Below are 12,062 nucleotides of genomic sequence, written 5' to 3'. Positions count from 1 at the left end.
AGCGCAGGTACCGGCCCACGCGGAATCCGGGCGGACCGGTGCGCTTGCGGCGCCACTGGTAGATGGTCTCCAGCGGCACCTCGAACAGGGCCGAGATGTCCTCGGGCGTGAGGTAGCGGGTGGGCAGGGGCGGAAGGCTGGGGCGCGTGGCGGCGATGGCCAAGGGTGGGTCCTTCCCGGTGCTGGGCGGGGGCGGAGAGCGCTGCGCATGTGTCGGAGGTGGGGATTTCTGCGTCACCGCGTCATCAGCGTCATCCGGGCTTCTGACCTGCGGCTTTGGGTGTCGCAGCGGCCGGGGCCTGCGTCACCCGTGCGTCACCGGCTGCGTCACCGTGACGCAGCCGGTGACGCAGGTGACGCAGGATGACGCAGAGCCTGCCGCCTGCGTCACCCCCAAAGCCGCAGGTCAGAGGCCGTTTTCCGGCGCGCGTGACGCAGGTGACGCAGCGTCTTCCTACCTAGGAAAAAAGACGGGGTGTCTGTAGGTAGTTAGGCGCCGCTCCGAGCGAAAAGAGGGAGCCGCTGCGCGGCGCGACCCTTGCGCGGCTTCGCCGAACAGCAAGAGGAGCACCTCCTCGCGGAGGCCGGTGCTCTTCTTGCCGTTCGGCCTGGCCCGGTCACTGCAGCGGCGGCTGCTCGGGCGGCAGCGCGGGGGCCGGGCGGGTCATTTCGAGGTAGCGGCCCTCCCTGGTGCGGCCGGATTCGATGAGGACACCGCGTGCGGCGAGGGTGGGCTGGAGGCGCTTGAGCCGGTCGGAGAGGACCTTGCCGGTGGTGGGCCAGCCCTTCGGCACCGAGCGCAGGTCGTCGCCGGCGTAGAGGCGGCTGAGGCATGCCAGCCACTCGGTGGATGTCATGCGCTGCGCGGTGCCCGGGGCGATGGTCTCGGCGTGCTGCAGGACGGTCTGCGCGAGCAGGTCGCCCTCGATCACATCGTCGTTCAGGTCGTCCAGGCTGGCCCGGTACGCGGGCAGCGCGCCGAGGCCGGTCGCCGCGTCGAGCTGCGCGCACAGGTGGGCGAAGTCCGCCATCCGCAGGTCGGTGGGGGTCTCCGCCTCTACCGCCCGGACCTTGACCGTGAGGTCGAGCAGCGAGCCGAGCACGACGGGCAGCACCTCGGCGTACTCCGCCCACAGCTCCGCCTCGGTGCGGCGGACGGCGGGCCGCTCCAGCCGCAAAGGCAGGAGCCGCTCGGCGAGGTCGGGACGGATGACGCCGACGTCGATGCCGGTCAGCAGCATCGGGCGGCGGTAGCCGACCCGGAACACGTCGCCGTCGGTGAACAGGGCGCGCTTGACGTTCTCGGCGCCGGTCACGATGCAGCACATCGCATCCGACATGTCCGGGGTCATGTGGGAGAGGTTGTCCAGGGCGGTAATCCACCCGGCGGCGACCGCGGCGAGCAGGTTCTCCTCGTCCTTCGGGGCCCGGCGCAGGTCGCCGCTCATGCCCTCGATGATCCGCAGGAGCATCCGGCCGGCGGTGGACTTGCCCGCGCCCTGCGGCCCGGTGAGGAACGGCGCCGGGACCGGCACGGACGGGCCGAGGCAGCCGATCAGCCACGCCATGGCCAGGCACTCGGAGCTGGCGTTGGCGAAGTTGCACAGCCTAAACAGCAGGTCGATGCCCTTACCGTCGGTGTCCTTCTCCGGCACCGGGAGTTCGCCGGTGAGCTGGGTGCGCCGCCAGCACACCTCCCGCGGGTCCGGGACGGCGAGGTCCCAGCCAGTGGGGTGGATGCGCACCGACAGGCCGTCGGCGCGGCCCAGGTCCAGCCACGTCGCCCCGTCGAACCCGGGCGCGACCCGGATGTGGACCGGCCGCACCTCCTCGGACAGGGCGAGCGCCTCGATCAGGTCCAGTGCCTCCTTCATGGCGGTGCCGTTGAACACGCCGACGCCGTCCCGGTACAGGTTGACCATGAGTTCCTGCCGGTGGCTGCCGGTGGTGCCCTGCGAGCGGATCGGACGGGCCACCGGGTGGCCGTTGCGCTGCGCGTACACGGTGCCGTCCGCGGTGCGGAAGTACCGGAAATGCGCCTGGGCGTAGTCGGCGATGACCTCGCGCGCCGGGGTCTTCTCCTCGTCGGCCACGGTCACATCCCCAACCTGGTCACGGCGTTGGCCCACGCGTCGGCGCAGTGCCGCGGCGATTCGCCCCGGGCCTGCGCGGCGGCGAACAACCGGGCGGTGTGCGCCTCGGTCAGGCAGCCGCACCGGCCGTGCGTGGACAGCACCGCCAGGAACGCCCCGAACACGGTCGCGTGCACCCCGCCGGCCGCGTCGGTGATCCGCTGTACGGCCATGGCGATCCCGCGCTCCAGGAAGGCCGGGCTGCGGTGCGGGCACCTCCCACCGCGCCCGGCCGGCGCGGGCACCGTGACCGAGGTCGGCCGGACCGGGGTCGGCTCCTTGACCAGCAGGGCGCGGACCGTGTCCGGCAGGGCGGCGAGGGGGCCGGTGCCGGGGCCGAGCCACCGCGCGTAGGACATCGTGGACTTGATGTCGACGCCGGGCCGCACGGCGTTGGCGGAGGGCATGACGCCGCGGTAGAACCAGTGTTCGCCGCGGGTGGTGGCGACGGTCCGGGTGGCGGGCAGGCTGGCGCGGGCCCACGTGATGGCGTCCGCGTTGTCGAGGTCCACGACGGTCAGGTCGGCGCCGCCGGGGTGGTAGGCCACCGCCGCGGCCTCGTGCCACGCCCGCGCCCATGCGGGCGAGTTGAGGACGTCGGGGTTGGTGGTGGCGGCGGCCCAGCCGTGGCACGGGGCCGGGCAGGTGCAGGGACCGGGGGTCTTCATGTTCGGCCGGCCGCCGCACGCGTTGTTCGCGCAGTGCCGGCAGTTGCCGAACGGCACCTTCCCAGGGCGCAACGGCAGCACGGGCACGCCGCGCAGCGCCAAGGAGAGAGCCACGGGCAGGTGCTCTCCCCGAACGTCGATCAGTTGGGTCATGCTGGACGTCTCCAGTTCTCTGAGGGTGCTGGATTGGCGGCGGCCCCGGTTCCTGGCGGAAGGGGGCCGTCGTCGTTGTTCGTCCTGCTCGCGGCGCAGACCTTGTGGGCGGGCCTGCGCTGGTCGTCGCGGAGTGGGGTGGGGCGGCCGCACCAGCGACACGGGTGGTCGCTGGTGCGGTCGTAGTGGCGGGCGCGCGCCAGTCGAGGGCGGTCACGTTGCTGGCCGCCGCTTGTCCTAGGCGCCGGCGCTGGTGGGGCGGCCGCGTCCGCCGGTGTCGAACATGGCGGCGGTCATCGGCCGGTGGAGGTGAGTTCGTGGGTGTGGCACAGGACGGTGCCGATCAGGAGGCCGACCCCGCGGACGGTCCAGCGGCCGCCAGTGAGGGGGCCGGGCGGGACCTGGTCGACGATGCGGCCGGTGCGGCCGACGGCGCGGGGGTCGTCCTCGCAGGAGGTGATCAGGACCTCGGTGTTGGCGGTGAACACGGTTCCTCCGGGTGGTGTCCGGGAGGGAGGCAGGGGGCACCTCGGCGGGTGCCTCCCTGCCTCCCTGTCAGGGAGTCTTTGCTGATCGGGGCGAGTGGAGGGGAGGAGCGAGGGAACTCCAGCGCGGGTCAGTCGCGGGGGTTGCCGTACTTGGCGTCCCAGCGGGCGATGGCCTCGTTCTGGATGCGGTCGGCGCGGGCCTCCAGGCGGGCGGTGGACTTGCCGCGGTTCTCGGCGCGCACGACGCGGACGCCGATGAGGAACAGGCGGGCGGCGTCGGTGAGGTTGTCGGCGCCCATCTGCCGCGGGTCGAGGTAGGTGCGCGGGTCCTTCTTGGCCATGGCGGTGTTCTCCCTGTCTGGGGTCAGGCGGCGCGGCGGTGGGTGGTGGGGAAGGGCAGGACGGTGGCGAGCCGCACCGGCTCCGCGGCCAGCGACTCGGGGGCGGGCTCGCCGCCCTGCGGGGGCAGGCCGCCGTCGGCGGCGCGGTGGGCGGCGGATTCGGCGAGGACGGTGCGGACGGCGGCGGTGTCGGTGCGCCAGCCGCGCTGGGTGGTCAGGTAGGCGGCGGTGCCGGCGAGGCCGGGGCCGAACAGGACGGCGGCGGTGACCAGGTCGGCGGTGCTCACGGGGTGGTGCCTCCGTTCGCGGTGGTGGCGAGGACGTCGAGCAGGTCGGTGCCGAGGGCGGCGAGGCGGCCGGTGATGGCCTGCCAGGACTCGTTGTCGATGTGCATCAGCGCGGCCAGTGCCTCGGGGGCGTGCCCGTCGGCGGCGGCGGTGAGGGCTTCACGAAGATGGACGGCCGCGAGTGGCCGGATCACGGGTGCGGTCACGGTGGGCTCCTCGGGCTCAGTGCTGGGCGAGGGCGTGGACGGCGGCGGTGAGCAGGGCGTTGACGGGGCCGGCGAGGCCGGTGCTGGCGGCGGTGAAGCCGGACAGCCAGACGACGGTGGCGGCGCCGGGGCCGAGGCGGCGGAAGTACAGGAGCGCACCGGAGGCGGCGGCCATCAGGAGCGCGGCGGACACGGTGACGAGCACGGCGGTTCTCCCCTCGGGGTTAGCGGTGGGCGTCGTCGCGGATGCGACGAGCGGCGGCGCGGGCGGTGGTGGAGTGGTTGTGCAGGCGGCGGCCGATCCGCAGCCGCCGGCCGGTCGCCTGGCAGCGGCGACAGGGCTTCGGGCGGCTCCGCAGACGGCCGGTGGGCATGAGCAGGCCGGTACCGGTGCACGTGCGGCAGCGGCCGAACGGGTTCACCCAACACACCAGGTAGTAACACACTGTGATGGCGAGCAGGCAGGCGAGTGCCAGGGCGGCGAGGGTCACGCGGGGGCCTCCCGGGGCGGTTTCGGGGGTTTGCGCAGGTGGGCCGCTATCCGCTAGCAGCCAGCTCAGAGCAGGGATGGGCCGCTATCGGGGCTGCTATCGATAGCAGGGGCGCCCGCTATCGATAGCAGCCCCGGGATGCCGTCAGGCGGGCCGCTTGTCGTCACGCCGGGTGATGGCATCGACGATGTCCTTGTGCTCGATGCCGCGCTTGTTGACGAACTTGCCGTCGATGCGGCGCCCGACCTGCCCGGCGTTCACCCCGTGCGGCTTGAGCGCGCTGGACAGCTGCTCGGGCTCCCACCCGCCGTACCGGTCCTCGTCCAGGGCGGCGAGCGCGGCCACCAGCGTCTCGGACCACACCTTGGCCTCACCCGCGGGCCAGATGGAGATCAGGTCGTCCAGGATGCCGGTGTTGTTCTTGGCGCGCTCCGGGGTCTCGCCCGCGGCCACCCCGGTGAGGGTGCCGGCAGCGATGCGGGCGGCGCGGGCGCGGTCCATGATGCGGCCGGCGGCGGGGCCGTCGAGGTAGTAGGAGCGGACGATCTGCGCGTCGGTGGCCGCTCCCACGAGGTAGCCGATGCCCTTGTCGTTCGCGGTGAACGAGGTGGCCCGCAGTCCGTTCTTGTAGCTGGAGGTGCCGAGGACCATGTCGTTCTCGGTCTGGCCCATCACGCGCAGGCAGAACCGGATGCCGACATTCGCGCTGACTCCGGAGGGCAGGGACTTCACGTCGGGGCGCTGGGTGGCCAGCAGCAGGATGACGCCCATGGCGGGGCCGCGCTTGATGATGGCCTCGGAGAGGGTGCCGGCTTCCTTGCCGTAGGTGTCGTGGGAGTAGAGCTCCTGGCACTCGTCGATGATGAGCACCAGCGGGTGCAGGCCGAGCTTGCGGTCGGCGGCCAGTTCCGGGGTGACCTTGTTCTCCGGGCGGCGCTCCTTCGGCAGGGAGCGGATGACCGCGGCGCGGCGCTCCAGCTCCTTGTGCACGTAGCGCAGGGAGTGGACGGCGCCTTCGATGGTTTCGTCGTCGGCGCCGGAGCCGTAGTCGGCGGCGACCTTGGCGGCGTCCTCCAGGTCGCCGGTGCCCTTGAGCTCCCACACGTGCAGCTCCGCGGTCGGGTCGAGCGCGGCGGCCAGCATCAGGACCCGGAGGGCGAAGGTCTTGCCGAACCGGGGCATGGCGCCGATCAGCACGTTCGCGAACATCAGCAGCATGCTGACGGAGCGGCCGCGCTGGTCGGTGCCGAACGGCAGCGGCTTGAACAGGCTGATCGTCCCCGCGGTGGCGAGCGGCCAGGCGGGGGCCTTGGTCTGGGACATGTCCTGGTCGCCGACCCACAGCATGAGCCGGCCGGCGTGCTGGTCGTGCACCGGCTCCGGCCACACGCAGCCGAGCGGGCGGCGCAGGCCGGAGGCGAGGCGGTCGCGCTTGTCGATGATGTCGATCGCGGTCACCCCGTACGGGAGGTCGATGTCGGCGCGCCAGCCGTTGCCGTCCCGGGTGATCGGGGCGACGAACTTGATCCCGTCGCCGCCCTTGGCCATCGCCTTGTTGATCTCCGCGATGCCCATCGCCCCCAACGCCCGCACCACGATGTCCGACGTCAGGCGCTGCACCTTGGTGGCGACGACGGCGCGGTCGATGAGGGGCTGGTCGGCCTGCCCGCCCGCGGCGCCGAGGGCGAGGGCCGCGGCGGTGGCCAGGGCGAGGGTGGTCCAGCCGGGGGTGGCGACCAGGAGCACCGCGGTGAACGCCACCCCCAGCACCGTCGCGAGGCCGAGGATCACGCCGCGGGCGCGCACTCGGCGGTCGCGCTGCCGGGACAGGATCAGGTACTGCTCGACGTCCTCGCGGCGCACCGAGGCGGCGCGCACGGGGCGGCCCTCGGCGTCGGTCACCCACCGGAAGGTGCCGCCGACCAGCCGGGCGGTGCCGCGCGGGGCACGGGCGAGCAGCTTGCCGGCGTAGAGCGGGGAGCGGACCGCGTGGTAGCCGGCCGTGTGGGCGGCGTTCCCGCCCAGCCAGCGGGCGTAGGAGAGCAGTTCGGCCTTGGATCGGGCCCAGGCGGGGATGATCGGGCGGCGCTTCGCCGAGCGGGCGGTCGCCATCCGGTCCACCGACCCGGCCTTCCGGTCGCGCGGGTCACGGGAGTCGACGTACACCGGCAGCAGACCGTCGTCCTCGCCGGTGGTGGGGCGGCGGTCGGCGCGGGCCTTGTCGAAGTCCAGGACGGTGGCGCCGATGGCCCGGTCGGTGGCCATGTCGGCCTCCAGGGCGGCGAACAGGCCGTCCGGGTCGTCGGGCTGGTTCGGGTCGGGCGTGTGGTGCTGGTTCACTGGAGGTCCTTCCTCACAGGTCGCTGTGCGGGATGGGGCCCGGGACGGCCGTCGTGCCGGCAAGCTGAGCGGCCGTCCCGGGTGTTGGTGCCAGTGCTGCAGAGCGGTTCAGTTCTGGTCGCCGAGGGCGCGCCAGGGGATCGAGCGGCAGGTGGCGGCGTGCGTGTTCGCCGCCTCGCGGGCGGTGTGGCGCTGGGTGGAGCCGGGGCCATTGCCGATCTTGCAGCCGAGGCACAGCCACTTGAAGGCGAGGGCGTCGCCGTGGGTGGCGGCGGACTTGGCGTGCTTGAACAAGGCGACCAGCGCGGAGCCGAGGGTGAGGAACACGGCATCGGTGCCGACCGGCAGGCCGGTGGCGGAGTCGGTGGGGATGAACGTGCCGGACACGGGCTTCTCCTTGATGGTTCAGGCCGCGGCGCTCAGGCCGTCGGCGCAGGGCAGGCAGGTGCCGAGGTGGGCGGGCAGGACATAGCCGGCGTCCCGCCCACACAGCGGGCAGGTGTGGCGGGCCCGCATCGCCGCGGCGAGCGCGGTCCACCGGGCCTCGGTCATCGGCCGGACCGGCTTGGCCAGGCAGGCGCGGTACAGGTGCGCGGCCCGCACACCCTTCGACCGGCGGGAGCGCCACAGGATCTGTGCGGCGACCGGCTGACCGCCCGGCCGCAGCCCCCGGGTGCGGAGCTGGCGGCGGGTCAGCAGCCCGTCAGGGGCCATCCGCCACGGGTAGGTGGGCAGACCGAAGCGTTCGCCGTGCGGGTCCCAGAACCGCGGCCGGCTCACTGCTCGGCCTCGCGGCCGGGGTCGGGGGTGTAGTAGCCGATCAACTCGACCGGCACGCTGGCGAACTCGGCCATCGTGCGCAGCCACGCGAGGTGCGTGGTCTCGCGGTGGTCGATGGTCTCGGTCGGCACGGCCAGCGCTTCGCGCCACTGCTCGAAGTGGACCAGGCCGGTGTGGATGTCGACCCGCACGCCCCAGCCCGTGTCCGCGCTGGGGTCGGGCTGACGCAGGCAGATGTCGGCGGCGGGCAGGTCGGCGAACGCGGTCAGCAGGGCCAGCAGTGCGCCGGCCGCCCGGATCTGGTCGGACGTGGTGGCATTCACGATGCCTGCTCCTCACTGCCCTCGCCGGTCTCCGGCGCGGGCCCCTCGGCGGCGGGCGGCAGGTCGTCGGTGTCGGGCACGGCGTGCAGGCCCGGCCGCCCGGCGGCGCGCTCGGCCTTGAGGGCGTCGCGCAGGGTGCGGGCGCGGTCGGCGGAGGTGCGGACCGCCGCCCGGATGCGCTCCGCGGTCAGCTGGTCGTCGGGCCAGTCGGCGGTGGCTGACCGGGCCTCGGCAAGCAGCTGCTCGGGGGTGCGGGTCGGCCGTCCGGTACGGGCCGACTGCGGCACGGTGCCGGTCGCCCGGCGGGGCCGGCTCGTCACCGCCGCGACCGCCCGCACCGGACGAACCGGCGCGGCCTCGACGGCGGGCGGGGTCGGGTCCGCGGTCGGCGCGGGGGCGGGTGTCGGGTCGGGCGACTGGTAGACCGACTCCACCGGGCCCGGGTGGGCCTGTTCGCGCAGCTCAGACCCCGACCGATTTACGACGGTCTGGGTGCTTTCTGCTAGTTCGGGTTTGTGGTGGAGGACCTTCGCCACCAAGTCGGAGCCGAAGAAGATGGAGCCGACCGGCAGGCTGCTGGCGAGCAGGACCAGGGCCCAGTGGGCGGGTGCCCAGTCGGCCAGTCGGGCCCGACCGGCGGTGTGCAGAGTCGGCACCAGGCCGTGCACGTAGTTGAGGACCAGCGAGGCGGCGGTGTACCCGGCGAGCACCCGCAGCGCGAACCTGCGGTCGGCCTGCGGCAGGACCAGCGCGGCGACCAGGGCGAGGGCCATCAGGCCGTCGACCACGAGCGGGTAGACGAACGCCGCGTCGACGTCGGCGCCGATCGCGGTGGCGACGTCCCGCAGCGCGTTCCAGGAGACCCGGAACGCCATGCCGACCACCGCCAGCAGCCCGGCGACCATCCAGAACTTTGCCCAGCGGCTCACCGGAACCACCTGCGCTTCGGCTGGTCGCCGTCGGTGGTGAAGCCGGCGTATCCGCCCTCGGGCGGCTCGGAGTGGCCGAACATTGTGTCGGCGGCGACGGCCGCCGCGCCGAGGGTGGAGATGGCGACGGCGGCGAGGGGGTGGCCGTGGTCGGCGGCGATGTGTGAGAGCATCGCGCCGCCCGTGGCGGCCCGCCGGTCGGCCGCCGGGGCGCCGTGCCGGTCGGTGCAGAACGAGGTGACCGCCCGTTCGGCGGCCTCGCGGATGCGTCCCATCAGGCCGCCACCCCCAGTCCCGCCGTCCGGCGGGCCGTGCGGCGGGAGCGGAACGGGACCGGCGCGGTGGCCATCAGGGCCTCGGCGTAAGCGGCCAGCTCCGGGTCCTCCCGGCGCAGGTCCGCCAGCACCGCGGCGGCGACGTCCATCCGGGCGGTGCGCTCGATCGCCGACTCACCGGCCACGCCGGCGAACAGCTCCAAGTCCACGCCCAACGCCAGCTCCGCGAACTCCTTGGAGTCTGCGGCGTACTGGCCTGCAACAATCGACTTCACGGGTCTCTGCCTCTCCTGTAGGTGAGGAGGCCCGTGAGGGCTGCCGCGCGCCCGGCCAAGGAATGCGCGGCAGCCCACCCCACGGGCCTCGTGGCAACAACCGGCCGACGCATCCGGCGTCGTTGGCTGTGCGTGGACGGGGAGGGCATCGCACCCTCACCCCCGCAGGGGCCCACTACGGGCCGTCCGGGGTCTCATCCGCCTCACCCCCATCACCTCCTCATGCGTTGCCGCGCGGGGTTCTCGGCGGGACCTATGGAGTTCTCAAGCAACGAACGCTTCCGCAGGGGTGTCCTGCCGCGACGCCGTGCGCGCGGTGGTTACCGGCCCCTGTCGCGGCCGTTTACAGGCATCTCCGGCCAGGCCAGATGGCCTGACAGGAGGACATCTCCTGAACTCCTCAAGAGGAGCTGAGGAAGACTATGAGGGGCTATCAGCCCTCGCGTCAACACCTCTTGAGGACTTAAGCTGTCGTGATCCCCCGAGGAAGGGCAGTGAGGTCCGAAATGGCCAAGTACGAGAAGATTGCGGATGACCTCCGCACGCGGATTCGCGCCGGCGAGTGGGCCCCGGGCGCCAAGCTGCCCTCCGAGACCCCGGAGCTGACGGCGCACTACAAGACCAGCCTTCCGACCATCCGCCAGGCACTCTCGGTACTGGCGGCGGAAGGTGTTGTGGACAAGGTGCATGGGCGCGGCAACTTCGTCCGCAAGCCTCGTACGGTCGTCGTGCGGACCAACGAGCGGCACCAATGGGAGAAGGACAGGGCCCGACAGTCGGAGCAGACCCGGCTGCAGACCGGAGCTACCGAGCACGACACGGGCCTGACCGTGTCTGACCTGGTGTTCCGTGCCGAGTTTCGGGAGACCGAGGCCGGCGAGGACCTTGCAACCCTCTTCGGCGTGCCGGTAGGTACGGCCCTGCTTGAGCGGACCTACCGCACGCGGTACCAGGAAGAGGACGAACCGTTCAACATCGCTCGCTCGTACCTGGTGCACGACGTGGCCAAGGGCAACGCTGACCTGTTGGACCCCTCCCAGGAGCCCTGGCCCGGGGGAACGCAGAACCAGCTCTTCACCATCGGCATCGAGCTCGACCGCATCGTTGAACGCATCACGGCGCGTCCGCCTACAGCCGAGGAAGCCGAGGAGCTCGGCCTTAAGCCCGGGGTGTCGGTGTTCGTTCTGCGGAAGATCTCCTATGACACCAGCGGGCAGGTGGTCGAGGTTTCCGACGTGACCCTGCCCGGCGACCGCACCGAGATGGTGTTCACGACTCCTCTGAACAGGTGGTGAGCATGACCGGCGTCATCTCCGTCATCACGGCAGTTCACGGACCGGGAGCCAAGTACCTGCCGGATGCCTACAAGTCCCTGCTCGACCAGCAGCTCCCCGAGGGCTGGGACTGGCAATGGGTGATCCAGGAAGACGGCGAGACCGATGCCGTCCGGCCCTATGTGCCTGACGACTCGCGTATCAGCTTTGACCAGGGAAGGCACGGGCGGGCAGGTGTGGCCCGTACGCTGGCGCTCTCCCGGGCCACGGGGCACTACGTCAAGGTGCTGGACGCCGATGACATGCTGACCCCCGGCACCCTTGCCCGAGATCTTGCCGCACTTCAGCGCCCTGGCATCTGCTGGGCCACATCCCGCGTGCTCGACCTGCTCCCGGACGGTTCCACGGTGGGCTTCGACCAGGACCCGGCAGAAGGTCCCATCGAGCGCGGTGAGGTGCTCGCGCACTGGACGGCCCATGACTTCCGCGCTCAGGTTCACCCAGCAACGCTGTGCATGCGACGTGACCTCCTGCTGGCTCTCGGCGGGTGGATGGCCTTGCCGGCCTCGGAGGACACCGGCCTGTTGATGGCACTCGACGCGGTCAGCCGGGGATGGTTCACTTCTGAGACCGGCCTGCTGTACCGCAAGTGGCCAGGACAGAGCACCAGCCAGGCCGCGCATGTCAACGAAGGCGAGCGGTCAGCCCGTATGGCGGTAGTGGAGGCGCGGGCGCGGGCGCTCGCCGCACTCGACGGATGGCGTTTCGACGGCTGACGCGGAACGCAGAAAGGCCCGGGTCTGACGGTAGAGATGCCGTCGGGCCCGAGCCTTTGCGGTTCTACTCGCTCACCCGGCTGCCTGGTAGCAGCAGGCCCCGGGCGGAGTGCTGCTCGCCCTCGAAGGCGCCGCTCACCCCGAGGTCCACGCGAGCGTGCTGATGGAGCTGGTTGATGGCTGCGAAGGCCGCGGCGTTCCGTGCCCGCCACTCGTCCAAGGTGCCGTCCACGACGCCCCGGGCCTGCCAGCCGACTGCCGCGGTTGCCTCTTGCACGGCGTGGGCCGCGTCGACCACGGCATCCCCAGCGGGCAGCATCAGCC

General features: G+C 72.4%; 17 protein-coding genes and 1 pseudogene. 2 read left to right on the top strand and 16 right to left on the bottom strand.

What is annotated here, in order from left to right:
- Window positions 1-617: 617 nt before the first annotated feature.
- The 15 genes from ABZ641_RS14760 to ABZ641_RS14690 all read right to left on the bottom strand — a co-directional run bounded on the left by ABZ641_RS14760 (window position 618) and on the right by ABZ641_RS14690 (window position 9,688).
- Window positions 618-2,093: an ATP-binding protein gene (locus ABZ641_RS14760; protein WP_359981949.1), complete on the bottom strand. Its 1,476-nt coding sequence runs from the start codon at window positions 2,091-2,093 to the stop codon at window positions 618-620.
- Between the two features lie 2 nt (window positions 2,094-2,095).
- Window positions 2,096-2,953, bottom strand: coding sequence for a bifunctional DNA primase/polymerase (locus ABZ641_RS14755; RefSeq protein WP_359981946.1), 858 nt, complete (start codon window positions 2,951-2,953; stop codon window positions 2,096-2,098).
- Between the two features lie 293 nt (window positions 2,954-3,246).
- Complete coding sequence (locus tag ABZ641_RS14750; RefSeq protein WP_359981943.1) at window positions 3,247-3,441, bottom strand: hypothetical protein; 195 nt, start codon at window positions 3,439-3,441, stop codon at window positions 3,247-3,249.
- 128 nt (window positions 3,442-3,569) lie between these two features.
- On the bottom strand, window positions 3,570-3,782 hold the full coding sequence (locus ABZ641_RS14745) for a hypothetical protein (protein WP_359981940.1): 213 nt from the start codon (window positions 3,780-3,782) through the stop codon (window positions 3,570-3,572).
- A gap of 23 nt (window positions 3,783-3,805) precedes the next feature.
- Window positions 3,806-4,069, bottom strand: coding sequence for a hypothetical protein (locus ABZ641_RS14740; RefSeq protein WP_359981938.1), 264 nt, complete (start codon window positions 4,067-4,069; stop codon window positions 3,806-3,808).
- On the bottom strand, window positions 4,066-4,275 hold the full coding sequence (locus ABZ641_RS14735) for a hypothetical protein (protein WP_359981935.1): 210 nt from the start codon (window positions 4,273-4,275) through the stop codon (window positions 4,066-4,068). The genes ABZ641_RS14740 and ABZ641_RS14735 overlap by 4 nt, the downstream gene beginning before the upstream one ends.
- Window positions 4,276-4,291: 16 nt before the next feature.
- Window positions 4,292-4,480 (bottom strand): hypothetical protein, encoded by a 189-nt coding sequence (locus ABZ641_RS14730; RefSeq protein WP_359981932.1) that lies wholly within the window; start codon window positions 4,478-4,480, stop codon window positions 4,292-4,294.
- A 19-nt stretch (window positions 4,481-4,499) separates the two neighbouring features.
- On the bottom strand, window positions 4,500-4,766 hold the full coding sequence (locus ABZ641_RS14725; RefSeq protein WP_359981930.1) for a hypothetical protein: 267 nt from the start codon (window positions 4,764-4,766) through the stop codon (window positions 4,500-4,502).
- A 144-nt stretch (window positions 4,767-4,910) separates the two neighbouring features.
- Complete coding sequence (locus ABZ641_RS14720) at window positions 4,911-7,106, bottom strand: cell division protein FtsK (RefSeq protein ID WP_359981927.1); 2,196 nt, start codon at window positions 7,104-7,106, stop codon at window positions 4,911-4,913.
- 108 nt (window positions 7,107-7,214) lie between these two features.
- Complete coding sequence (locus tag ABZ641_RS14715; protein ID WP_359981925.1) at window positions 7,215-7,493, bottom strand: hypothetical protein; 279 nt, start codon at window positions 7,491-7,493, stop codon at window positions 7,215-7,217.
- An 18-nt stretch (window positions 7,494-7,511) separates the two neighbouring features.
- Window positions 7,512-7,886 (bottom strand): RRQRL motif-containing zinc-binding protein, encoded by a 375-nt coding sequence (locus ABZ641_RS14710; RefSeq protein WP_359981922.1) that lies wholly within the window; start codon window positions 7,884-7,886, stop codon window positions 7,512-7,514.
- Window positions 7,883-8,209, bottom strand: coding sequence for a hypothetical protein (locus ABZ641_RS14705; RefSeq protein ID WP_359981919.1), 327 nt, complete (start codon window positions 8,207-8,209; stop codon window positions 7,883-7,885). The genes ABZ641_RS14710 and ABZ641_RS14705 overlap by 4 nt, the downstream gene beginning before the upstream one ends.
- Complete coding sequence (locus tag ABZ641_RS14700) at window positions 8,206-9,138, bottom strand: DUF2637 domain-containing protein (protein WP_359981916.1); 933 nt, start codon at window positions 9,136-9,138, stop codon at window positions 8,206-8,208. The genes ABZ641_RS14705 and ABZ641_RS14700 overlap by 4 nt, the downstream gene beginning before the upstream one ends.
- Entirely contained in the window at window positions 9,135-9,413 is a 279-nt protein-coding gene (locus ABZ641_RS14695; RefSeq protein ID WP_359981914.1) for a hypothetical protein, read from the bottom strand. Before ABZ641_RS14695 ends, ABZ641_RS14700 begins: the two co-directional genes overlap by 4 nt.
- Window positions 9,413-9,688: a hypothetical protein gene (locus ABZ641_RS14690; protein WP_359981912.1), complete on the bottom strand. Its 276-nt coding sequence runs from the start codon at window positions 9,686-9,688 to the stop codon at window positions 9,413-9,415. The genes ABZ641_RS14695 and ABZ641_RS14690 overlap by 1 nt, the downstream gene beginning before the upstream one ends.
- Window positions 9,689-10,194: 506 nt before the next feature.
- Between ABZ641_RS14690 and ABZ641_RS14685 the strand changes: the two genes are divergently transcribed.
- Both ABZ641_RS14685 and ABZ641_RS14680 read left to right on the top strand, forming a co-directional pair.
- On the top strand, window positions 10,195-10,983 hold the full coding sequence (locus ABZ641_RS14685; RefSeq protein WP_359981909.1) for a GntR family transcriptional regulator: 789 nt from the start codon (window positions 10,195-10,197) through the stop codon (window positions 10,981-10,983).
- Window positions 10,984-10,985: 2 nt separating this feature from the next.
- Window positions 10,986-11,738: a glycosyltransferase gene (locus ABZ641_RS14680; RefSeq protein WP_359981906.1), complete on the top strand. Its 753-nt coding sequence runs from the start codon at window positions 10,986-10,988 to the stop codon at window positions 11,736-11,738.
- A gap of 64 nt (window positions 11,739-11,802) precedes the next feature.
- Here the strand turns inward: ABZ641_RS14680 and ABZ641_RS14675 are convergent.
- Window positions 11,803-12,062 (bottom strand): annotated as a pseudogene (locus ABZ641_RS14675) (hypothetical protein); the annotation flags it as partial.

It is taken from the genome of Kitasatospora sp. NPDC007106, from assembly GCF_040634455.1.
Taxonomy (GTDB): domain Bacteria; phylum Actinomycetota; class Actinomycetes; order Streptomycetales; family Streptomycetaceae; genus Kitasatospora; species Kitasatospora arboriphila.
This window is presented reverse-complemented; position numbering and strand designations above follow the sequence as displayed.